This window comes from Streptomyces sp. NPDC002868 (assembly GCF_055563295.1).
Genome location: NZ_JBVHDR010000001.1, coordinates 660,252 through 681,772 on the forward strand (window position 1 = coordinate 660,252; position 21,521 = coordinate 681,772).

A 21,521-nucleotide genomic window follows, 5' to 3' on the forward strand; every position below is an offset into this window, starting at 1 on the left:
GCGTACCGATGTGCCGGTCACAGTAGGAACCGGCCGGTTGCCCGCGGAATGGTGACACGACCCATAGCGAGGGCCGCGGACGGCGGTGCGCGGACCGTTGCCCGTGCGGCGTACGCCTGCTAGGAGCGTGGTTCGCCTCCGCTCGCCCTTGGGCGTTCCATCCTCTCGTCATTACCTCGCGAGTAATCGACGCCCCCTGCTTCGCTCGGCACCCTTGCGGTACCGGAACTCGGGCGGCGTACTCCGTCCGAGCTCCGGGTCCCCGACCAGCCCGTACGACCTCGATGGAGGCTGATCAGCCATGTCCGCAACTCTGCTCGCCGGGATCTCCCGCACCACCGAGCCGCAGACGATGCTGCGCCGGTTCCTCGCTCTCGACGCCCTCGTCACCGGCGTCAACGGACTGGCGTACGTCGCGGCGTTCGGCCCTCTGGGGCGGTTCCTCGGCGTCGATACCACCGTCCTGGTCGAACTGGGCGTATTTCTCGTGCTGTTCGGGGCCGGAGTCGGCTTTCTCGCCTCCCGCCGGGAGCCGCCGCAGCTGCCTGTGAAGCTCGTCGTCGACGCGAATCTGCTGTGGGCCGTCCTCAGCATCGCCGCGCTCGCGCTCTGGCTCGAGCCGACGACCGCCGGTGCCGTCTGGATCCCGTTGCAGGCGCTGACCGTCGCCGGCTTCGCCGTCCTGCAGTGGTCCGCGCTGCGCGCTGCCACTACGGCGTGAGCGACTGCAGATACTTGGCCGTCGCCGGGTCGGCCGGGAGGAACGTCTCGATGGCCAGCTCGGCGACGGTCACATCCAGCGGGGTGTTGAAGGTCGAGATGGACGACACGAAGGACAGCACCCGGCCGTCGTGCTCGATCTGCAGCGGAAGCGCGAAATAAGGGGGTTCATGACGGTCCTCGGGTCCGGCGCCGGTCTCCGGGATCTCCGGAAGGGGATAGGCAGCGACCTCGTCGTACAGCTCGCGCAGCGGCTCGGAGCGGGCCAGTGCGATCTCGCGTTCCATCTGGGTCAGCAGATGGCCGCGCCACTCCCGCAGACTGCGGATCCGCGAGGACAGCCCCTCCGGGTGGAGCGTGATCCGCATGGCGTTCAACGGCGGCGTGAGCAGATGCTCCGGCAGGCCTTCGAGGAGCATCGCGATACCGCGGTTCGCGGCCAGCACGGTGTACGTGCCGTCGACGACGACCGCCGGATACGGCTCGTAGCCCTGCAACAGCCGCTCCATGCCCTCGCGCAGCGCCCCCATCGCCGGGTCGTCGAGGGGCGTCTCGGCATACTGGGGCGCGTAACCGGCCGCCAGCAGGAGGGCGTTGCGCTCCCGTACGGGGACATCGAGGTGCTCCGCGAGGCGCAGGATCATCTCCGCGCTCGGGCGGGAGCGTCCCGTCTCGATGAAGCTGATGTGGCGGGCCGACGAGTCGGCACGCAGGGCCAGCTCCAGCTGGCTGATCCGGCGCCGCTCGCGCCAGCCGCGCAGCAGCGGCCCTGCTCCCGTGCCGGACGCGACAGTTGTCATACCCCGACGGTAATACGCAGGAAAAGCCCCGGCCGGACGGGGGTTTCCGGCCGGGGCGGCAAGAGGTGGGCGCGAATGGCGGTCGCCTCTCGGCGAAACGCTCCACAGGGCTTCAGCCGAACGATCGTCCCTGTGGGCAAAAGGTGAGGCCCGGGGACACTGTCCCATCCACACCCAGGTGTAGATGAACGGTAAACCATCGTGCTGTGTTCCGCGGGACCCCCGGGCCCCGCTGTGACATGTGTTACGCCCGTTACCGGCTGACGCCCCGCTGCACCACCGTCGCCAGCACCGACGGCAGCGGGTACCAGTCGGCCGAGACCACGCTCGCGTGGCGGCCCGCCAGCAGCGCGACCCGGTCCCGGGCCTGCGTCTCGGTCGGGTTCGTGCCGTCGATCGCGGGCGCCACATTGTGTGCGTCCGTCATGACGACGAGGTAGTGGTTCCGGTCGTACCAGCCGGTGTCGACGGTGCCGCCCGCGTACGTACCGGCGTCCCCGTCGAAGAGGACGAACCAGGGGCGGATACCGGCATCGGCGTACCGGGTGCGGGGGTCGCCGGTGGCCGCGCCATGGACGGCAGGAAAGGCGGCCGCATCCCGGAGCTTGCCCGCGGCCGCGAGATTGCGCAGGTGCGTGGCGTACTCGCGGTCGGTCCACAGGGTGTCGGCGGGGTTGCCCTCCTCGACCGTGCCGGGGATCAGCTCGACCACGAACTTGCCCGCGAGGGCGGACCGTGCGGGCCAGCCGTTCGTGCGTACCGCCGTGTCGAGTTCAGGGTGAGAGCCCGCCAGGTCGGCCGGGCGGAACAGGGCGTTGCCGAGTCGGGCGGAGAGCAGCGCGTCGAGCGCGGCGGGGCCGCGTCCGTTGTTGTTCTGGAAGCCGTCCTTCATCTCGATCTTGATCAGAATCGGACGATGGCCGGGGTGGGCGTCGTGCCACGCCTTCATGTCCGCGAGGCAGCCGCCGAGGTCCTGGTTTCTGGACTTGGTGCGCAGTTCTGCGGCGTTCGCCGCGTTCTCGCAGTTGTTGTTGTTGCCGAGAGGATTGTTGTGCGAGACCCGCCACGACCGGCCGAACACATTGGTCCAGACGTCGAGTTCGAGCATTCCGGCGCCGGAGTCGAGAGCGTCGGCGAAGTACGAGTACTTCCCCTTCTCGTAGGCGTTGTGAACGCCCACCCAGGTGGCGGAGGAGTAGGGCAGCTGCCCCGGGTCCGCCGACAGGGGCGTGGCCGCCTCCGCCGGGGCGAGTGCGGCGGCGAGCAGCCCGGCCGCGACTGTCGTCGTCACGGCCGCGCGCGTGAGCTTCCCCATGGTCTCCTGCCTTCACGTCGGTTCGATCGTCTGATCGATCAAGTCGACGGAAGACTAGGGGAGTTGAGTGAACCCTGGGGAGACTGGACTCGGCCGTTACGGATGGGCTGAATGCGAGCCGGGGTCCAGGAATTCGTCGCGGCGGTGAGCGTTACGAGCCCGGCCGGCCGGGCGAAGGGCGGCGCGTCAGAAACTCAAGACCGCCACGGTGTCAGTGCCTGTTGGTGCTCAGTCCGTCCAGGGTGAGGTCGAGGAGGCGTTCGGCCGGCTCTCGCTGTTCGGGCTTTCCGGAGGCGAGAGCGATGCCGGTGAGGCCCGGCGAACATATCGGTTGCGCCGATGTCCGACCGGATGGTGCCGGCTCTGACGCCGGCGTCCAGAAGAGAGGTCAGGGCGGCCAGCATCATCTCGTGGCTCTGTGTGTATGGATTGACGCCCGACTCGACGAGGGCCCGCAGGGCGTCGGCCATGCCCAGTTTGGCGGTCGCGTAGTCGATGAAGCGGCCCATCCAGGCGCGCAACGCCTCCCGTGGCTCCATCGTGGCCAGGAGATCGGGGGCGGCGTCGCACAGCCGGCTCAGCTCATTGCGATAGGCGGCCTCGATCAGGACCTCCCTGGTCGGGAAGTTCCGGTAGAGGGTGCCGGTGCCTACGCCGGCCTCCTTGGCGATGCGCTCCAGGTGCGCGTCCAGTCCCTGTTCTGCGAAGACGTGCACCGCGGCGGAGAGGATCTTGTCGCGGTTCCGCTGCGCGTCGGCCCGCTCGATTCCCGGAAGGGAGGGGCGCTCTCACCCCCGCATCAAGGGGTGCACACCAAGAACGTTCGGGGCACCCGCGGCCCCGCCCGCCACGTTTTCTGCCCAGCTACCCCGTAACACCGGCCGGGCAGCACGGCCCGCTCACCAGGCCCACGCGACACGTGCGCCCCCCGCCCCCGTCGTGCCACCATGGCCACATGCTGCTGGCCCGGCTCGTCGACGTGTCCCGAGCAGTCGCCGCCACCTCCGCGCGGTCGCGGAAGATCGCCGCGCTCGCCGGGTTGTTCGCCGACGCGCAGCCCGACGACGTCGCCCTCGTCATCTCGTACCTCGCCGGGCGCGTCCCGCAAGGCCGCATCGGCGTCGGCTGGAGCGTGCTCAAGGAAGCCGTACCGCCCGCCGGCGTCCCCAGTCTGAGCGTCGCCGACGCGGACGCCGCGTTCACCCGTCTCGCCGAGGTCACCGGATCCGGGTCCCAGGCCGAGCGCAAGCGCCTCGTGCGGGAGCTCATGGCCCGCGCCACCGCCGAGGAGCAGGAGTTTGTGATGCGGCTGCTGATCGGCGAGGTACGACAGGGCGCGCTCGACGCGATCGCGCTGGAGGGCGTCGCCCGGGCCGCCGGCGCGCAGGCCGCCGATGTGCGCCGGGCCGTGATGCTGGACGGGTCGCTGCCCCGCGTCGCCCGTGACCTGCTCGCCGAGGGGCCCGACGCGCTCCAGCGGTTCCAGTTGCGCGTCGGCAGCCCCGTGCTGCCGATGCTCGCCCACACCGCGAAATCGGTCACCGAAGCGGTCGAGGCGCTCGGCACCGCCTGCGTGGTCGAGGAGAAGCTCGACGGCATCCGCGTCCAGGTGCACCGCAGCGGTGAGGACATCCGGATCTACACGCGGTCCCTCGACGACATCACCGACCGCCTCCCCGAAGTCACGGACGCCGCGCGCCAGATGACGGGCGACCGGTTCATCCTGGACGGTGAGGTGATCGCCCTGGACGCCACCGGCCGACCCCTCCCCTTCCAGGACATCGCCTCCCGTGTCGGCTCCCGCGTCGACGTGGATGCGGCACGCGCCGCGCTGCCCCTGTCGCCCGTCTTCTTCGATGTCCTCGCCGCCGGCGGGGAGCCCACGCTCGATCTGCCCGGCAGCGAACGGCGCACCGTCCTCGTCCGCCTCGTCCCCGAGCCGATGCGCGTGCGCCGCGCGGTCGTCGAGGACCCCGCATCCGCCCAACAGGTCGCTGCCGCCGAGGAGTTCTTCGCCGAGACACTGCGCCGTGGCCACGAGGGCGTCCTCGTCAAAGCCCTCGACTCGCCGTACGTCGCGGGCCGCCGCGGCCGCTCGTGGCTCAAGGTCAAACCCGTCCACACCCTCGACCTCGTCGTCCTCGCCGCCGAGTGGGGTCACGGCAGACGCACCGGCCTGCTCTCCAACCTCCACCTCGGCGCACGCGCCGCCGACGGTACGTACGTCATGCTCGGCAAGACCTTCAAGGGCCTCACCGACGAGATGCTGCGCTGGCAGACGCAGCGACTGCGCGAACTGGCCGTCGACGACGACGGGTTCACCGTCACGGTCCGTCCCGAACTCGTCGTGGAGATCGCCTTCGACGGCGTGCAGCGCTCCCCGCGCTACCCGGCCGGCGTCACCCTTCGCTTTGCCCGGGTACTGAGCCACCGTCCCGACAAGCCGGCTCAGCAGGCCGACACCATCGAGCAGGTCCTGGACACGCGCTGACCGCACCCCCGGACTCAGCGCAGGCCCATCACCTTGTCGGCGAAGGCGCTCAGGTTGCCGACCGTACGGGTGATCCGCTCATCCAGGGTGAGGGTCTCCTCGTGGAGGCCACCGCGCAGCTTGGGCTGTCTCCTGCCGCGGATGTACAGCGAGCAGGCGAGGTCCGCGCAGAGGTACGTGCCCACGGTGTTCCCCTCCCGCCCCGCCGCGCCGGCCAGTGGGGCGGCGAAGAGGGTCACCCCGGACGAGGCGTGTCCCGTGAGGCAGGCATGGCACATGCTCGACTTGACGGCGCTGGTCCGTCCGGTCGACGGCACCCGCAGGGTGACGCCGACAGGGCCGTTTGCCCGGGGGAGGACGATATGGGCCCGCAGCGGGGCACCCGGATCGGTCCAGCCGAGGAAGTCGAGGTCCTCCCAAGGGAGTTCGGCGAAGTCCATGGGGAGTTTCAGGCGGGTCGCCTCGCCCTTCGTGCAATTGACGAAGGATCCGCGTATCTGCTTTTCGGTCAGAGCTTCCACCGGTGGAACGTACACAGAGCGCCTCGGACGGGCATCCCATTTATGGTGGCCGAAGCCGCCGCCGTTTTCTGAAGGGATCCTGTTCATGCCCACAGAGCCGCTGTCGCAGAAGGACATCGAGGACCGCTTGAGCGAACTTCCCGGCTGGTCCCTGGAGGGCGACCGCATCGCCCGCGCGTACCGCCTCTCCACGCACTTCGCGGCGACCGCGATGGTCGTGCACATCGCGCAGATCCAGGACGAGCTGAACCACCACTCGGATCTGACCCTCGGCTACAACACGCTCGCTCTGTCAGTGAACTCCCATGACGCGGGCGGCGCGGTCACCGAGAAGGACTTCGAGCTCGCCCAGCGGGTGGAGCAGATTGCCCCCGGGCACGGCGCGAACTGACGAGCCGCACGCGCCGGCCGAGCGGTACGCCTCCGGATGACGGTCAGGGGCCCGGGCCAGTACGGGCCCGGAGCTGGGGCAACGACCCCGCGGGGTCGGCCAGGTCGGCTACAGGGGCTCGTTCGCGCTGAGCGCGGCATTCAAGCGGGTACGCGGCATCAGTCCGCAGGAACACCGTGGAGGCGTTGTTTTGCCGGAACCGCAACATCAGTCGCCGTAACCGCACCGCCGCGCGAACCTTAGGTCCATGAGCCATCACCATGACACGACGCATATCGACTGGGACGAACTCGGCCCGCTGCTGGAGCGCGGCGCGGAGCTCCAGAGTCCTCTGTACCGCCGGGCGGCGGCCTGGCTGGGAGAGCTGCTGCCTGCCGCCGGCGTCCGGCGGGTCCTCGACATCGGCAGTGGCCCGGGAGTGCTGACCACGCTGCTCGCCGAGGCGTTCCCGTACGCCGAAGTGGTCGCCGTGGACGCCACCGAGCCGCTCCTCGCCCGGGCCCGCGCACGGGCCGAGCGCGCCGGGCTCGGCGACCGCATCCGTACACGCCATGCCGAACTCCCGGACACAATCGAGGAGTTGGGCGATGCCGACCTGATCTGGGCGGGCAACGCGGTGCACCACATGGGCGACCAGCGGGCCGCGCTCGCCGACTTCGCCCGGCTGCTGCGCCCGGGCGGGCTGGTCGCGGTGGTCGAGGGCGGGCTGCCCTCGCGTCACCTCCCGCGCGACATCGGCATCGGCCGACCGGGGCTCGAGGGCCGGATCGACGCGGCCGCGGGCGAGTGGTTCACCCGGATGCGGGCAGAGCTGTCCGGCACGAAGGACGAGGTCGAGGACTGGAGGGCGCTGCTCGGCGCGGCAGGTCTCACGCCGAGCGGGACCCGTACCTTCCTGCTCGACATCCCCGCGCCGGTGCCTGAGGTGGTGCGCGAACAGCTGGTCTCCGCCTTCGCCTGGCAGCGCAAGATCCTGGACGGCCTGCTGCCGGCCGAGGACCTCGCGCTGCTCGACCGGCTGCTGGATCCGGAGGACCCGCAGGGACTGCGGCATCGCCCGGACGCGTATCTGCTCACCGCACGCACGGTGCACACCGCCCGCCGGGGCTGAATCAGGGGCAGGATGACCTCATGGCCAAGAAGTGCAAGAAGTCCACCAAGTCCATGAGGTCCACCTCGCTGCTGTCCCTCTGGTCTCAGGACTCCGTGCTGTCGATCGGCTCCGTCGGGTCGGTGCTCTCCATCGGCTCCGTCGGCTCGGCGCTGTCGGTCGGCTCGGTCGGCAGCGCGCTGTCGGTCGGCTCGATCGGATCCACCCAGTCGTTGTTCTCGGCGGGGTCGTGGATGAGCACGGGGTCGCTGCTGTCCGCCCAGTCGCGGTGGTCCGCGCTCTCCTGGCGCTCCTCCCACGGCTTCCTGGCCGCTGGAGCGGTCGGCGCGGGTGCGCTCGCCGTAGCCGTCGCCGGAGCGGTGCTGCTGGTCAGGGAGTGACGGGCTCCAACTGCCACCACTGACCGGGTGAGTCGGTGTCCTCCCACTGCTGCACATTCGCGCCGTCGTCCGTGCTGCCGTCGGCGACCTCGAGCAGCAGCCCGCTGATGAAACTGACGATGGCGACGGTGCCCGGCGCGTCCAGGTGCTGCTCGATGATCCACTCCTGGGCGCCGAAGTTATTGGCCTTCCACTGCTGGATGTTGACGCCGTTCTCGGTCGCGGCGCCCGCGACGTCCAGGCGCTTGCCGCTCCCGGCGTTCACGAAGTGGTAGAGCCCGCTGCCGCCCGGCACGGGGTCGATCTGCCACTGCTGGGCCGGGGCTCCGGTCTCCTTGCCCTGCTGGACAATGGCCCCGCTGCCCTTGGCACCGCCGTACACCTCGAGCAGCATCCCGCTGCCGATATTGCGCACCAGGTAGCGGCCAGGTGTCAGTGCCCCGCTCAATGTCCGTACTCCTCGGTCGGCGGTGTGGCATTCGCGCACACCATGAACGTAGCCCTCGCCGCCGCAAGGCGTTCGGCGAGGGCTATGTCCCGCGCGATGAGCCGGGCCCGCCTCAGTGCACCGTGACCGTGAACTCGGGCGAGACGGTGCCGCCGCCGATGATCCGGAGCGTGTTGTAACCCTTGATGCCGAGGAGGACGCGCATCTTGAAGGTCGACTTGTGCGTCGTGTTCATGGACGCCGGCAGGGTCACCCACTCTGTGCCCTGCTTCTGCTGGAGGGTCACCTTGGTACCCGGGGGCAGGAGCTTGGAGGCCCCGTACACCCGGAACTCATGCCACGCCGGGACTTCGCTCACCGCGACTCTCGCCGACAGCTCTGGTCGTTCGGGCGCTGGTCGCTCATCGCCCGAGCTGCCCGAGCCGTCGGCTGTCTGTACGGGAGGTGTCGGGGCGGCCACGGGCATGGCCATGCCGACCGACCCGGCCAGCACAACGGCCGTCGCGATTCCTGTCACCGACGCGCGTCTGAAACGCTCCATTTGGACTCTCTCCACGGGGAAGGGACTGCGGATCACCAACCCTAGGCATATTGCTCGGAAATATGAGGAATCGACGCGCTCAGCTCGAAATGACCTTTGGTTGCATTACGGATCAACAGTGCAAGCTGCGCATGGCTTGGGCGCGTCACCGCCATCGACGTGCCCTGCCGACTGGATTCCGCCACTCGGCACGCAGGAGCGCGCCTGCAAGAACGACATCGCCGCCCGGCACGAGCCGGGCGGCGACGGGGTCGTTCAGGCAGCGATCAGGCGCCGTAGGCGAACGTCGCCGGGTCGGGGCCAAGACGCTTGCCCTCGTCCAGCGCGGCGAGAGCCGCCAGATCGTCGGCGTCCAGCTCGAAGTCGAACACGTCGAGGTTCTCCTTGATCCGGGACGGGGTCACGGACTTGGGGATCACGACATTGCCGATCTGCAGATGCCAGCGCAGCACCACCTGGGCGGGAGTGCGGCCGTGCTTCTGCGCGACGGCGACGACCGTCGGGACCTCCAGGAGGCCCTTGCCCTGGCCCAGCGGGGACCAGGCCTCGGTCATGATGCCGTGCCTGTCGTGGAAGGCGCGCAGCTCGCTCTGCTGGAGCTGGGGGTGCAGCTCGATCTGGTTCACGGCCGGGACGACCGAGGTCTCGCCGATCAGGCGCTCAACGTGCTCCGGAAGGAAGTTGGAGACGCCGATCGCCTTGGCACGGCCGTCCGCGTAAATCTTCTCGAAGGCCTTGTACGTCTCCACATAGGCGTTCTTGGACGGCAGCGGCCAGTGGATGAGGTACAGGTCGATGTAGTCGAGGCCCAGTTTGTCCAGCGAGGCGTCGAAGGCGCGCAGGGTCGAGTCGTAACCCTGGTCGCTGTTCCAGAGTTTCGTGGTGATGAACAGATCCTCGCGGGGGATGCCGGAGGCGGCGACGGCACGGCCGGTGCCCTCTTCGTTCTCGTAGATGGCCGCAGTGTCGATGCTGCGGTAGCCGGCCTCCAGGGCCGTGGCAACCACCTTCGCCGCCTCGTCATCCGGTACCTGCCAGACACCGAAGCCGAGCTGCGGCATGGCGACGCCATTGTTGAGGGAGATGGAGGGGACCTTGCTCACGAGCGGTCGATCCTTACGTTGTCGATTGGTACTCCCCCAGGATCAACGATCACCCGTGCGGACGCATTCCCGACCCCGAAGTTGGCCTGATACAGCTCCGACCTTATCGGTCCGGACCATTGACCGCGTCTCATCAAGACGCAACTCTATGGCACATAACTGAACGCCGGACACTCATGTGAACGGACGTTCAGTCTTGCTCAATCATGCGTTACAGAGCAATCACTCCTGAATCACTCCTGACCCCCACATCTCAGGAAGGCAGGTACAGCTCATGCACGACAGCAAGGAAACATCGGAGGAGACCATCAACTGGCAGACTCCCGAGTTCGAGGTCGTGGAGACCGCGCTCGAAGTCACCGCCTACGCGCTCACCGACCGGTAGACCCCGCCGCCATGCTGCTGCAGGTGCTCGGCACCGCGGCGGGCGGCGGACTGCCCCAGTGGAACTGCGCGTGTCCCGGCTGTGCCGGGGCACGCGCACACCCGCACCGGCGCCGTCGTCATGCCTCACTCGCCCTGCGCGCGGACGAGGGCCGCTGGTATCTCGTCAACGCCACCCCCGACATCGGCGACCAGATCGAGGACAGCCACGCGCTGCGGCCCGGGCCCGGGCCGCGCGAATCCCCCGTGGCCGGAGTGATCCTCACCGACGCCGAACTCGACCACACCCTTGGCATCGCCCGGCTGCGCGAGGCCGACGGCTTCGACATCCTCGCCACCCGGCCGGTACGGGACGCACTGCTCGGCCGGCTGCGCCTGGGCGAGGTACTCGCCCCGTACACCCGTATCGAATGGCGCGAGTTGGGCCGCGAAGCGGAACCGCTCGTCAAGGGCGGCACCGTGGAAATAGATGCCGTACCCGTTTCGGCCAAACGGCCGCGGTACGCCGTCGGCAGCGGACCCGACGAGCGCACCTGGGTGGTCGCGCTGCGGCTGCGTGAGACCACGACCGGCCGCAGCCTGCTCTACGCGCCCGCCCTCGCCCGCTGGACCGACGAGTTCCAGGAAGCGGTCGAGGAAGCCGACTGCGTCATCCTCGACGGCACCTTCTGGGACGACGACGAGCCGGTACGGACGTCGATCTCGGCCAAGACCGCAACCGGAATGGGTCATCTGCCGATCGCCGGGCCGAACGGCACCGCACGACGGCTCTCCGGGCTGAACGCCCGCTGCCTCTATACGCACCTGAACAACACCAACCCCCTCGCCGACCCGGACGCCCCACAGCACGCGCTGCTCGGCGGATGGGGACTCGAGGTCGCCGCCGACCGAATGGTGATCGAGCTGTGAGCACCACGATCTGGAGCCGGGAGGAGTTCACGGCGCGGCTGCGCGCCGTGGCCACCGAGCGCTACCACGACCGCCACCCCTTCAACGTACGGATGCACGAAGGGACCCTGGCCCCGGCCGAGTTGCGCCGCTGGATTCTCAACCGCTTCCACTACCAGCGCCACATCCCCGTCAAGGACGCCCTGATCCTCGCCAAGTTCGACGACTCCGAGCTGCGCCGCTCCTGGCTGCGCAGGATCCAGGACCACGACGGGGAGAAGGACGGCGACGGCGGCATCGAGCGCTGGCTGCGGCTCGGCGAGGCCGCCGGAATCGATCGCGCGCGGCTCGAATCGGGGGACGAAGTACTGCCCGGCGTACGGCTCGCGGTCGATGGATACGTCAACTTCTGCCGGCTCCACGGCCCGCTGGAGGCCGTCGCCGCCTCGCTCACCGAGCTGTCCGCGCCCGGCATCATGCGCACCAGGATCGCCGCGTTCGAGGAGCACTACCGCTGGATCGACTCCGACGGGCTCACCTACTTCCGCAACCGGATCGGGCAGGGCAGCCGGGACAGCGAGGAGGCGCTCGCCCTGGTCCTTGAGTGGGCTCGCACCCGGGATCAGCAGGAGGCGGCCGTCGCGGCGCTCGCCTTCAAGTGCGACGTGCTGTGGTCGCTGCTCGACGCCGTCGACTGCGCCGGGGAGCGGCCATGACCTGGAAGCCCGTGCTCTCACGGTCCGTGGTCTTCCGGCACGATCGCGTGCGCGGCGCCGATCTGCTCGTACTGCCCGAGCGGGTGGTCGTGCTCCAGGGCAACGCCGGATCCATCGTGCGGCTCTGCGACGGCGTACGCGACGTCGACGCGATCGTCGCGGCGCTCGCCGAGCAGCATCCGGGAGCGCCCGTGGCCGAGGAAGTCCCGGTGTTTCTCGGTCGGTTGCGCAAGGAGGGCTGGCTGAAATGACCGAGCTCACCGGAGTCACCGGAGTCACCCGAGTCCAGCCGCCGTGGGCGCTGCTCGCCGAGCTCAGCCACGGCTGTCCGCTGCACTGCGCCTACTGCTCCAATCCCGTCGAACTGGTCGGTCGGTCAGAGGAGTTGACCACCGTACAGTGGGCCGAGGTGTTCCGGCAGGCCGCTGACCTGGGCGTCGTGCAGTCCCATCTGTCCGGAGGAGAGCCGCTGCTGCGCCGCGACTTGACCGAGATCGTCGCAGCCGCTGACGGCGCGGGCATCCACACCCAGCTCGTCACCAGCGGTGTCGGGCTGCACGAGAAGCGGCTCGCGGCCCTGACGGCGGCGGGTCTGCGCAGCGTGCAGCTCTCCGTCCAGCACGCCGACCCCCGTACCTCGGAGCTCATCGCGGGAGCCCGCTCCTTCGCCGCGAAGGAGCGCGCGGCCCGGCTCGTACGAGAGGCGGAGCTGCCGCTGGGCCTCAATGTCGTACTCCACCGGGCCAATCTCGACGCGCTCGACGACCTCGTCGAACTCGGCCTGGCCTGGGGCGCGGAACGGATCGAGCTCGCCAACACGCAGTTCTACGGCTGGGCCCTGCGCAACCGGGACGCCCTGCTGCCGGACCGTGAACAGATCGCGCGGGCACGCGAAGGCGTCGAGCGGTGGCGGGAACGGCTGGCCGGCCGGATGGAGCTGGTGTGGGTCGTGCCCGACTACGTCGACGGCACCGCCAAACCCTGCATGGGCGGCTGGGGTGCGCTCTCGCTCACCGTCGCGCCCGACGGCACGGTCTATCCCTGCCCGGCCGCCGCCGCGCTGCCGGGACTGGACGCCCCGAACGTCAAGGACCACTGCATGGAGTGGATCTGGCGCGAGTCGAAGACCTTCAACATCTACCGCGGCGAGGAGTGGATGCGGGACCCGTGCCGCAGCTGCGAGCTGCGCACCAAGGACTTCGGCGGCTGCCGCTGCCAGGCGTACGCCCTGACCGGCGACGCCACCCGCACGGACCCGGCCTGCCACCTCTCGCCGGACCACGCGCTCGTACGCGACCTCGTCGACCGCACGCGGCTCCCCGAGCCGGTGGCCGCGCCCGTCTACGCCTACCGCAAGGAAGGACCATGAAGCGATTAGCCACCCTGGTGCTGGCGGCCGCGCTGGCCGGCAGCACACTGTCCGCCGTGCCCGCGGCGGCGGAGCCCGCCGCCTCAGCAGCCGTACGGTACGAAGCCGAGGACGCCGTCGTCCACCAGGGCGTCGTGGAGAGCAACCACACCGGCTTCACCGGATCCGGATTCGTCAACTACGCGAACACGGCCGGGAGCCACGTCGAATTCACCGTCGACTCCGACCGGGCGGGGACCACCGTGCTGGGCCTGAGATTCGCCAACGGGACGTTGGCGGACCGCCCCCTCGACATCACGGTCAACGGCCAACTGGTCGCAGGCGGCCTGGCCTTCGGCTCCACCGGCAGCTGGACCGGCTGGCAGACCAGGAACGTCACCGCCGCTCTGAAGGCCGGGTCCAATACCGTACGAGCCACCTCCGCCGGTGCGACCGGTGGCCCCAACCTCGACTCGCTCACCGTCGGCGACGGGCCGTCCGTCACCGACTGGTCGGTCGCGATGGTCGAGTCCACGATGGCGCGCTACTCACCCAGCTCCATCGGCGGCTGGTCCTATCCGGTCGGGCTGTATCTCTACGGCCAGTACCTCGTCTATCAGCGCACCCACGACGCCCGCTATCTCGCCTACATCAAGAGCTATGTCGACCGCTTCGTCGACAGCGGCGGAAACATCGGGCAGGGCTTCAACAATCTCGACAGCATGCAGGCGGGACGGCTGCTGAACATCCTCCACCACGAGACGGGCCAGCCGCGGTACCAGAAAGCGGCGAAGAAGATCCGGGACCGGCTGAACAGCTATCCGCGCACCTCGGAGGGCGGCTTCTGGCATTCGACATCGGATTCCCGGCGCAGCCAGCTGTGGGCCGACGGCGTCTACATGGTGAATCCGTTCCTCGTCGAGTACGGAAAGGAATTCGGCGACTCGGCGTATGCGAGCAATGAGGCGACCAAACAACTCGCCGTCTACGGAAGCCATCTGCAGGTCGCGAACGGGCTGCTGAAGCACGCCTGGGACGAATCGCGCGACGCGAGCTGGTCCGACCCGAAGACCGGTCTCGCGCCCGAGCACTGGTGCCGCGCGATCGGCTGGTACTCCATGGCGATCGTCAACGTCCTGGACGCCGTGCCTGCGGACCATCCGCGCCGCGCCCAGCTCCTCGCTCTGCTGCGGAATCTCGCGGCCGGCATCGAGAAGTACCAGGACCCCGCCACCGGCCGCTGGTTCCAGGTCGTCGACAAGGGATCGCAGGGCGACAACTGGACCGAGACCTCCTGCTCCTCCATGTTCACCTTCGCCCTGTCCCGCTCGGTGCAGCAGGGATATGTCGACGCGCACTACGCACAGGTCGCGCAGCGCGGATATCAGGGTGTGCTGGGAAAGATCTCGGTCGGCGGCGACGGCCGCACCAATCTCACCGACATCTCCATCGGAACGAATGTCGGGAACTACAGCTACTACATCAAGCGCGACCGGAAGACCAATGATTTCCACGGTCTCGGCGCCTTTCTCATCATGAACGAACAACTCCGGGAGAGGTAAAGGGAAATGACCGCATCACGCAGGGCCGTACTGGGGGCAGCCGTCGGCGGCGCCGTCGCGGCGGGACTGCCGCAGCTCGCGACCCCGGCGAGCGCCGCCTCCTGGCAACTGCGCTGGTCGCCGTCCGCGAGCAGCGACAAGCTCAAGGCCTTCGAGACCATCGAGGACGACCGGGCGGACTCCCACCCGGCCGCGGCCCCGCACATCTTCGCCGAGGGCGACAACTTCCGGTTCAACATGCACACCCAGGACCGGGACACCAGCACCGACCGGCAGCGCCACGAGGTCACCGGGTGCCGCACCGGCAGCTCCTACCTTCAGTGGAAGTCCGGCCAGACCTGGCGGGTCACGTACTCCATGTACATCCCCAGCACGCTGAAGGCGACGACCAGCTTCACGCACATCATGCAGATGAAGCAGCCGGGCACCGGCTCGTCGCCGATCGTCGTGCAGTCGCTGCGACGCGTCAACGGAGTGCAGACCATCGAGCTCAAGGTCATCGAGGGGGATGTCCTCGTCGGCCGTACGAACCTGGAACCGCTGCACAACAAGTGGACCGACGTCGACTTCCAGATCAAGATCGGCAACGGCACTTCGGGCTCCGTCCGCTGGATCCTCAAGAGCGGCGGCACCACGGTGATCGACAAGTCGAAGTCGGGTGTCGACACCGTCCTCGCGGAACGGGTGCGCCCCAAGTGGGGCATCTACCGCTCCCTCGGCGACAGTTCGGGTTCCCTGCAGAACTGCCACATGCTCCTCACCAATCTGCGCGGCTATCAGCTCGTCTGAGGAGGACGACATGACCGGATTACGGAGAACAGCCGCTACCGTCTTACTGGGCTTCCTGGTCGCGCTGGGCGTGGCCCAGCCGCCGGCCGTGGCGGAACCGGCCGCACCACCCCCGCTCGCCGCACCACCCCCACTCGCCGCACCATCCCCACTCGCCGCACCACCCCCGCTCGCCGCACCGGCGGCCGCGACGGCACCCGCACCCGCCGCGGCCGAATTCAACGTCCGTGACTACGGCGCGGTGGGCAACGGCTCCACCAACGACACCTCGGCTATCAACAAGGCCATCACCGCCGCCAACATGGCCGGTGGCGGGATCGTCCGCTTCCCCTCGGGGACGTACGAGTCCAAGAACACCATCAAGATGAAGAGCAATGTCACCCTGCAACTGGACGCAGGGTCGACGATCAGCGGCAACGGCGCGGACACCTATGACCCGCCCGAGTCGAACCAGTGGGACGACTACCAGGACTACGGCCACAGTCACTTCCACAACGCCATGATCTACGGCGACAACCTCACCAACATCGGTTTCACCGGCTCCGGCGTCATCGACGGCGACGGCGCGCTGATCACCGGCAACCCGAAGTCGGGCGAGGCCGACAAGATCATCTCGCTCACCCGCTGCAAGAACCTCACCCTCAGCGGTATCACCCTGCGCGAGGGCGGCCACTTCGCGGCGCTCATCAACAACTGCGACAACGTCGTGTCTGACCGGCTCGTCATCGACACGGCGATGGACCGCGACGGCTGGAACATCATCTCGACCACCAACGTCAAGATCACTAACGCTCACCTGGAGGCCAACGACGACGCGCTCGCCTTCAAGAGCGACTACGCGCTCGGCGCCAAGATCAACAACGGGCATGTCACCGTCACCGACTCCTATCTCTCCGCCGGCTGCTGCAACGCCCTGATGTTCGGCTCCGAGACCTGCGGCGACTTCACCGACTACCGCTTCGAGCGGATCACCATCAAGGGCTCCGACAAGTCCGGCCTGGGTCTGGTCTCCATGGACGGCGCGAAGATCTCCGACGTCCACTACAAGGACATCACCATGACCGACGTCCGCTCGCCGATCATGCAGAAGGTCGGTACGAGAAAACGGTGCGGGAACAACCCCGGCGTCGGCTCCATCAGCAACATCACGTACACCAACATCAAGGCCACCGGCACCACCCCGTCCTTCTCGCCCACCCTGTGGGGCGAGTCCGGCAGCGGCCGCATCCACGACATCACCTTCACCAACGTCGACATCACCGTGCCCGGCGGCAACGGCACCATGTCCACCAACCCGCCGGGCAACGACCCCAAGGACTACAACCCCAAGGCGATCGGCACCCGCCCCGCCTACGGCTGGTACATCCGTAACGCCGACAACGTCCGCTTCACCGACAGCGAGGTGCGGTTCGCGGCCAACGACGGCCGGCCCGCCGTCATCGCCAACAACAGCACCGGCATCCGCTTCGACCGCTTCACGGCCCAGCGCGGCAGCAACAGCCCGTCGGACCTCCTCTTCCAGACCGTGAACGGCTACTGCGTCGCGAACAGCGCCAACACCGGCGGCGGCGCGCTGCGCGTCAGCCAGACCGGCTCCAGCCAGAACTGCGACGGCGGCGGCCCCTCGCCGACCCGGTACGAGGCGGAGAACGCCGCCTACTCCGCGGGCTCGACCGTCGACTCCGACCACACCGGCTTCTCCGGCACGGGCTTCGTCAACACGGCCAACGCGGTGGGTGCGTATGTGGAGTGGACGGTCAACGCCACGACGGCGGGCACCGCCGACATCGTCCTCGCCTACGCCAACGGCACCAGCTCCGCCCGCCCGATGGACATCACCGTCAACGGCGTCACTGTCGCCGCCGCCTCCCCCTTCGCGGGCACCGGCGCCTGGACCAGCTGGCGAACCGTCACCCTGCCCGTCGCACTGAAGGCGGGTGCCAACACCGTACGGGCCACCGCCACCACGGCGAGCGGCGCACCCAATCTCGACTACCTGGACGGCCCGGCATGACCAGACGCCTCTGGGCGCGTCTGCTGCTGGTGGGCGCGCTTCTCCTCGGCGCGCTCACCCTGCCGGGACCCGCACGCGCCGACCTGCAGCACCCGCGCCAGGACTTCCTGCGCTCCTCCGTATCCGGCCTGTTCCTGCACTGGGGCCAGCGCACCGCCCCCTCCCACACCAGTTGCAGCGGCTGGGAGACGGATGTGACCAACGGCGGCTGGAACGCCGACTACTGGGTGACCGAGGCCCAGAAGCTGCACGCTCAGTATCTGGTCCTCGCCACCTTCCACAGCCGGCTCGGCTACGCACGCCCCTGGCCGTCCAAGATCCCGGGCAGCTGCGCCACCAAACGGGACTTCCTCGGTGAGCTGATCGCGGCGGCCAAGGCCAAGGGGCTCAAGACGATCCTCTATATGACCGACGACCCGCAGTGGCACGCCGAGGGCGGGAACGAATGGCTCAACTCCAAGGCGTACTCGGACTACAAGGGCCGCACCGTCGATCTGCACACCCGGGACGGCTTCGGGGAGTACTCCTACGACCTCTTCTTCGAGGTCATGGACCGCTATCCGGAGCTCGGCGGCTTCTGGATCGACAACGACAACGCCTATTGGGAGCGGAACAACCTCTACGCCAAGGTCTACGAGCGCCGGCCGAACTACACCATCAGCAACAACAACGAAGACACGCCGATCATGGACATGATCAGCAATGAGCAGAAGACCGGCATGTCCCCGGCGTACGACTACCCGCAGGCGGTCTACACGGCGGCCCCCCGACTGATCGAGGCCGACTTCAAGCTCCCCTCCAGCGGCTCCTGGTGGTACACCGGCTCCGACTCGTCCGTCGACCGTAAGCTCACCCTCGGCCGGCTGATCACCAACGCCGGCTCGTCGGTCAAGGCCCTGATGGCCGAGACGGCGATGCTGAACGGCAGATTCCCGTCGAACCAGGCGAGCTTCAACAACTTCGCCGACGGCTATCTCGACCAGATCTGGGAGTCGCTGAACGGCACCGAAGGCGGCGGCTATCTGCACGGCGGTCTCGCGCCCGGCTTCTGGAACGACGGCGCGCACGGCGTCACCACCATCAGCAAGACCGACCCCGGCAAGCACTACATCCATGTGCTGACCCCGCCGTCCACCTCCACCCTGCGGCTGCGGGACAACGGCTACCGGGTGACGGGCGTGACCAACCTCCGTACCGGCGCGCCCATTGCGTACAGCCAGGGCGGCGGCACGCTCAGCCTGACCGGCCTCGGCGGCTGGGATGCGTACGACACCGTCTTCAAGGTCACCACCGGCGGCCGCGAAGGGATCATCCCCGCCTCCTCGTACACGATGAGCGCCAGTGCGTCGGCGAGCGGTCATGGCGCCGCGGCCGCGGCCGACGGCGACTACCGCACCTACTGGGACAGCAACAAGTCCACCCCGGTCTCGCTCCGCTTCGACCTCGGATCGGCCAAGCGGGTGCAGTACCTCGGCGTCAACCAGCGTGAGGACTCGGTGAGTTACGCACGCTCCGGGACCGAGCAGTCCGCGCGGATCAGGGACTACCGCGTCTACGTCAGCAGCGACGGCGCCAACTGGGGGAGCCCGGTCAAGACCGGCAGCCTGCCCAGCCGCCGAGGCGTCGCCGTCATCGACATTCCGGCGACCACGGCCCGCCATGTGCGCCTCGAAGTCGTCAACACCCATGCGGCGTCGAGCGATTCGACCCGCTACAAGCGGCTGCGGATCGACGAGGCGTGGATCGGGACCGCGTACTCGGGCGGCGGGACGCCGCCCGCACCAAACCGGTACGAGGCGGAGAGCGGGACCTACTCCGCCGGGTCCACCGTCGACAGCGATCACGCGGGCTACTCCGGAACCGGCTTTGTCAACACCGCCAATGAGGCCGGCGCGTATGTGGAGTGGAGTGTGAGCTCGACGGCGGCGCGCAGCGCCGCCGTGACCATCCGGTACGCCAACGGCGGTACCACCGACCGCCCGATGGACGTGTCCGTCAACGGCAGCGCAGTCCAGGCGGGCAGATCCTTCGGCCCGACCGGCGCATGGACCACCTGGACCGGCTCCACCCTCACCGTCCCGCTCACGGCAGGCGCCAACACCATCCGGGTCACCGCCACCAGTGCGGGCGGCGCGCCCAACCTCGACCACCTCGACGTGGAGCCGTAGATGAAACGTCTGAGAACTCTCCTCACCGGGGCGCTCGGCCTCGCGCTCGCCACGGCGGGATTCCTGATGGCACCGCCGCATCAGGAGGCCGCAGCCTCCGACAACGGACTGTCCGTCCGGCCCGCGATGGGCTGGTCCAGCTGGAGCTTCGTACGCCGCTGGCCCACCGAGGCCAAAATGAAGGCCCAGGCAGACGCGCTGGTCAGCAGCGGTCTCAAGGACCACGGCTACGTCTATGTCAACCTCGACGACTTCTACCAGAAGTGCGACTCCAACGGCTTCGTCGTCGACCAGTACGGACGGTGGGCCGTCGACGAGGCGAAATTCCCCTCCGGTATCAAGGCGCTCGCGGACTACATCCACTCCAAAGGGCTGAAGTTCGGCTTCTACGTCACCCCCGGCATCGCCAAGAACGCCGTCACCAGGAACACGCCGGTCGAGGGCACCTCGTACCGCGCGAAGGACATCGCCGACACGTCCAAGCAGGAGAAGAACTACAACTGCAGGAACATGTACTACATCGACTACAGCAAGCCCGGCTCCCAGGAATTCGTCAACTCCTGGGCCCGCCAGTTCGCTTCCTGGGGAGTCGACTACCTCAAGATCGACGGCGTCGGCAGCCATGACATCCCCGACGTCCGCGCCTGGGACAAGGCCCTGCGCGCCTCTGGCCGGCCCATCAACTACGCGCTCTCCAACAACCTCGCCATCGCGGACGCGCCCACCTGGCGACAGCTCGCCAACAGTTGGCGCACCCAGGGCGATGTCGAGTGCTACTGCGGCCCGGGGCCCAACGGCAGCGGCTTTCCGCTCACCACGTGGGACAAGGTGACCTCCCGCTTTAACTCGGCCGCGAACTGGCAGCAGTACGCGGGGCCGGGCGGCTGGAACGATCTGGACTCCCTCGAGATCGGCAACGGCGATCAGGTCGGTCTCACCGCCGACCAGCGGCGCTCGCACATGACGCTGTGGGCGATGGCCGCGTCCCCGCTGCTGCTCGGCACCGACCTCACCGCGCTCACCGCCACCGACAAGGCGATGCTGACGAACGACCTGCTGATCGCGGTCAACCAGGACGGCGTCGCCGCCAAACGGATCGTCAACTCCAGCCCGAAACAGGTCTGGAGCAAGCGTGAGGCGGGCGGCGACTACATCGTCGCCCTCTTCAACACCGGCACCTCGGGCAACCAGACCGTCAGCGTGAACTGGTCGCAGGTCGGCTTCTCCGGGGCCGCCGCCGTCACCGACCTGTGGTCCGGCCAGAGCGGCGGCACCGTCAACGGCTCCTACAGCGTGACCCTGCGGCCGGGGGAGACCCGGCTGATCCGGGCCACACCGCAGTCGGGCACCACCGTGCGGTACGAGGCCGAGAACGCTTCGTACATCGCGGGATCGACCGTCGACGCCGATCACGGTGGCTTCAGCGGCACCGGCTTCGTCAACACCCCGAACGCGGCGGGCTCCTATGTGGAGTGGACGGTCGAATCGGCGACCGCACGCGACGCGGCACTGACCATCCGATACGCCAACGGCACCACGGCGGGCCGCCCGATGGACGTCTCCGTCAACGGCGCGGTCGTCTCGGCGGGCCGGGCCTTCAACGGCACGGGCGCCTGGACCACCTGGGCCGACTCCAGCCTCACCGTCCCGCTCAAGGCAGGCGCCAACACCGTCCGGGTCACCGCCACCACGGCGAACGGCGCACCCAACCTCGACTACCTCGACAGGGGCTAACAGACGTGCGACCCCCCACCACTGCGCTCCGCAGGTCCGCGCTCGGCGCGGCGCGTACGGCTACAGCGACACCGTCGCCTACCAGCACATCGGCGTC

General features: G+C 68.7%; 21 protein-coding genes and 2 pseudogenes. 16 read left to right on the plus strand and 7 right to left on the minus strand.

Annotated elements, in window-relative coordinates; genetic code table 11:
• The first annotated feature begins 301 nt into the window (after nucleotides 1-301).
• Nucleotides 302-721, plus strand: a complete 420-nt coding sequence (locus ACZ3H8_RS03130) for a hypothetical protein (protein ID WP_467396701.1) — start codon at nucleotides 302-304, stop codon at nucleotides 719-721.
• Here ACZ3H8_RS03130 and ACZ3H8_RS03135 read toward each other — a convergent pair.
• The 3 genes and pseudogenes from ACZ3H8_RS03135 to ACZ3H8_RS03145 form a co-directional block, all read right to left on the minus strand.
• Nucleotides 711-1,520 (minus strand): helix-turn-helix domain-containing protein, encoded by an 810-nt coding sequence (locus ACZ3H8_RS03135; RefSeq protein WP_467396703.1) that lies wholly within the window; start codon nucleotides 1,518-1,520, stop codon nucleotides 711-713. The two genes, ACZ3H8_RS03130 and ACZ3H8_RS03135, sit on opposite strands and share 11 nt — an antisense overlap.
• Nucleotides 1,521-1,773: 253 nt before the next feature.
• A complete protein-coding gene (locus ACZ3H8_RS03140) occupies nucleotides 1,774-2,835 on the minus strand; it encodes a phosphatidylinositol-specific phospholipase C domain-containing protein (RefSeq protein WP_467396705.1) in 1,062 nt (353 codons plus the stop codon).
• Between the two features lie 211 nt (nucleotides 2,836-3,046).
• Nucleotides 3,047-3,602, minus strand: a pseudogene (locus ACZ3H8_RS03145) (TetR/AcrR family transcriptional regulator).
• Nucleotides 3,603-3,790: 188 nt separating this feature from the next.
• Between ACZ3H8_RS03145 and ACZ3H8_RS03150 the strand changes: the two are divergent.
• A complete protein-coding gene (locus ACZ3H8_RS03150) occupies nucleotides 3,791-5,326 on the plus strand; it encodes an ATP-dependent DNA ligase (protein WP_467396707.1) in 1,536 nt (511 codons plus the stop codon).
• Between the two features lie 14 nt (nucleotides 5,327-5,340).
• Here the strand turns inward: ACZ3H8_RS03150 and ACZ3H8_RS03155 are convergent, their stop codons facing one another.
• Nucleotides 5,341-5,847, minus strand: coding sequence for an FBP domain-containing protein (locus ACZ3H8_RS03155; RefSeq protein WP_467396709.1), 507 nt, complete (start codon nucleotides 5,845-5,847; stop codon nucleotides 5,341-5,343).
• 85 nt (nucleotides 5,848-5,932) lie between these two features.
• Here ACZ3H8_RS03155 and ACZ3H8_RS03160 point away from each other — a divergent pair, with 85 nt between their 5' ends.
• The 4 genes and pseudogenes from ACZ3H8_RS03160 (at nucleotide 5,933) to ACZ3H8_RS03175 (ending at nucleotide 7,729) form a co-directional block, all read left to right on the plus strand.
• Nucleotides 5,933-6,238: a 4a-hydroxytetrahydrobiopterin dehydratase gene (locus tag ACZ3H8_RS03160; protein ID WP_356220472.1), complete on the plus strand. Its 306-nt coding sequence runs from the start codon at nucleotides 5,933-5,935 to the stop codon at nucleotides 6,236-6,238.
• 100 nt (nucleotides 6,239-6,338) lie between these two features.
• A pseudogene (locus tag ACZ3H8_RS03165) lies at nucleotides 6,339-6,458 on the plus strand (AraC family transcriptional regulator); the annotation flags it as partial.
• A gap of 27 nt (nucleotides 6,459-6,485) precedes the next feature.
• Nucleotides 6,486-7,349 (plus strand): class I SAM-dependent methyltransferase, encoded by an 864-nt coding sequence (locus ACZ3H8_RS03170; protein ID WP_467396711.1) that lies wholly within the window; start codon nucleotides 6,486-6,488, stop codon nucleotides 7,347-7,349.
• A 20-nt stretch (nucleotides 7,350-7,369) separates the two neighbouring features.
• Nucleotides 7,370-7,729: a hypothetical protein gene (locus tag ACZ3H8_RS03175; protein ID WP_467396713.1), complete on the plus strand. Its 360-nt coding sequence runs from the start codon at nucleotides 7,370-7,372 to the stop codon at nucleotides 7,727-7,729.
• Here the strand turns inward: ACZ3H8_RS03175 and ACZ3H8_RS03180 are convergent.
• The 3 genes from ACZ3H8_RS03180 to ACZ3H8_RS03190 all read right to left on the minus strand — a co-directional run bounded on the left by ACZ3H8_RS03180 (nucleotide 7,719) and on the right by ACZ3H8_RS03190 (nucleotide 9,821).
• Entirely contained in the window at nucleotides 7,719-8,177 is a 459-nt protein-coding gene (locus ACZ3H8_RS03180; protein WP_467396715.1) for an RICIN domain-containing protein, read from the minus strand. The two genes, ACZ3H8_RS03175 and ACZ3H8_RS03180, sit on opposite strands and share 11 nt — an antisense overlap.
• Nucleotides 8,178-8,289: 112 nt before the next feature.
• Nucleotides 8,290-8,718, minus strand: a complete 429-nt coding sequence (locus ACZ3H8_RS03185; RefSeq protein ID WP_467396717.1) for a hypothetical protein — start codon at nucleotides 8,716-8,718, stop codon at nucleotides 8,290-8,292.
• A gap of 266 nt (nucleotides 8,719-8,984) precedes the next feature.
• A complete protein-coding gene (locus ACZ3H8_RS03190) occupies nucleotides 8,985-9,821 on the minus strand; it encodes an aldo/keto reductase (protein ID WP_467396719.1) in 837 nt (278 codons plus the stop codon).
• 274 nt (nucleotides 9,822-10,095) lie between these two features.
• On the opposite strand from ACZ3H8_RS03190, the gene pqqA reads away from it, so the two are divergent.
• The 10 genes from pqqA to ACZ3H8_RS03240 are packed head-to-tail and all read left to right on the plus strand — an operon-like array spanning nucleotide 10,096 to nucleotide 21,424.
• Nucleotides 10,096-10,206, plus strand: coding sequence for a pyrroloquinoline quinone precursor peptide PqqA (gene pqqA / locus ACZ3H8_RS03195; RefSeq protein ID WP_307660192.1), 111 nt, complete (start codon nucleotides 10,096-10,098; stop codon nucleotides 10,204-10,206).
• An 11-nt stretch (nucleotides 10,207-10,217) separates the two neighbouring features.
• Nucleotides 10,218-11,114 carry a pyrroloquinoline quinone biosynthesis protein PqqB gene (pqqB, locus tag ACZ3H8_RS03200; protein ID WP_467396722.1) on the plus strand — a complete coding sequence of 299 codons (897 nt, stop codon included), beginning with the start codon at nucleotides 10,218-10,220 and terminating at the stop codon, nucleotides 11,112-11,114.
• The gene (gene pqqC, locus ACZ3H8_RS03205; RefSeq protein WP_467396724.1) at nucleotides 11,111-11,809 is read left to right on the plus strand and encodes a pyrroloquinoline-quinone synthase PqqC; all 699 of its coding nucleotides are present in this window, start codon (nucleotides 11,111-11,113) and stop codon (nucleotides 11,807-11,809) included. The genes pqqB and pqqC overlap by 4 nt, the downstream gene beginning before the upstream one ends.
• Nucleotides 11,806-12,060, plus strand: a complete 255-nt coding sequence (pqqD, locus tag ACZ3H8_RS03210; RefSeq protein WP_467396726.1) for a pyrroloquinoline quinone biosynthesis peptide chaperone PqqD — start codon at nucleotides 11,806-11,808, stop codon at nucleotides 12,058-12,060. Before pqqC ends, pqqD begins: the two co-directional genes overlap by 4 nt.
• Nucleotides 12,057-13,178, plus strand: a complete 1,122-nt coding sequence (pqqE, locus tag ACZ3H8_RS03215) for a pyrroloquinoline quinone biosynthesis protein PqqE (RefSeq protein WP_467396728.1) — start codon at nucleotides 12,057-12,059, stop codon at nucleotides 13,176-13,178. The genes pqqD and pqqE overlap by 4 nt, the downstream gene beginning before the upstream one ends.
• Nucleotides 13,175-14,719 carry a glycoside hydrolase family 88 protein gene (locus tag ACZ3H8_RS03220; protein WP_467396730.1) on the plus strand — a complete coding sequence of 515 codons (1,545 nt, stop codon included), beginning with the start codon at nucleotides 13,175-13,177 and terminating at the stop codon, nucleotides 14,717-14,719. Before pqqE ends, ACZ3H8_RS03220 begins: the two co-directional genes overlap by 4 nt.
• Nucleotides 14,720-14,725: 6 nt before the next feature.
• The gene (locus ACZ3H8_RS03225) at nucleotides 14,726-15,508 is read left to right on the plus strand and encodes a heparin lyase I family protein (protein WP_467396732.1); all 783 of its coding nucleotides are present in this window, start codon (nucleotides 14,726-14,728) and stop codon (nucleotides 15,506-15,508) included.
• A gap of 10 nt (nucleotides 15,509-15,518) precedes the next feature.
• The gene (locus ACZ3H8_RS03230; protein ID WP_467396734.1) at nucleotides 15,519-17,522 is read left to right on the plus strand and encodes a glycosyl hydrolase family 28 protein; all 2,004 of its coding nucleotides are present in this window, start codon (nucleotides 15,519-15,521) and stop codon (nucleotides 17,520-17,522) included.
• Nucleotides 17,519-19,690 carry a discoidin domain-containing protein gene (locus ACZ3H8_RS03235; protein WP_467396737.1) on the plus strand — a complete coding sequence of 724 codons (2,172 nt, stop codon included), beginning with the start codon at nucleotides 17,519-17,521 and terminating at the stop codon, nucleotides 19,688-19,690. Before ACZ3H8_RS03230 ends, ACZ3H8_RS03235 begins: the two co-directional genes overlap by 4 nt.
• Complete coding sequence (locus ACZ3H8_RS03240) at nucleotides 19,691-21,424, plus strand: alpha-galactosidase (protein WP_467396739.1); 1,734 nt, start codon at nucleotides 19,691-19,693, stop codon at nucleotides 21,422-21,424. It abuts the gene before it with no gap.
• The last annotated feature ends 97 nt before the right edge of the window (nucleotides 21,425-21,521 follow it).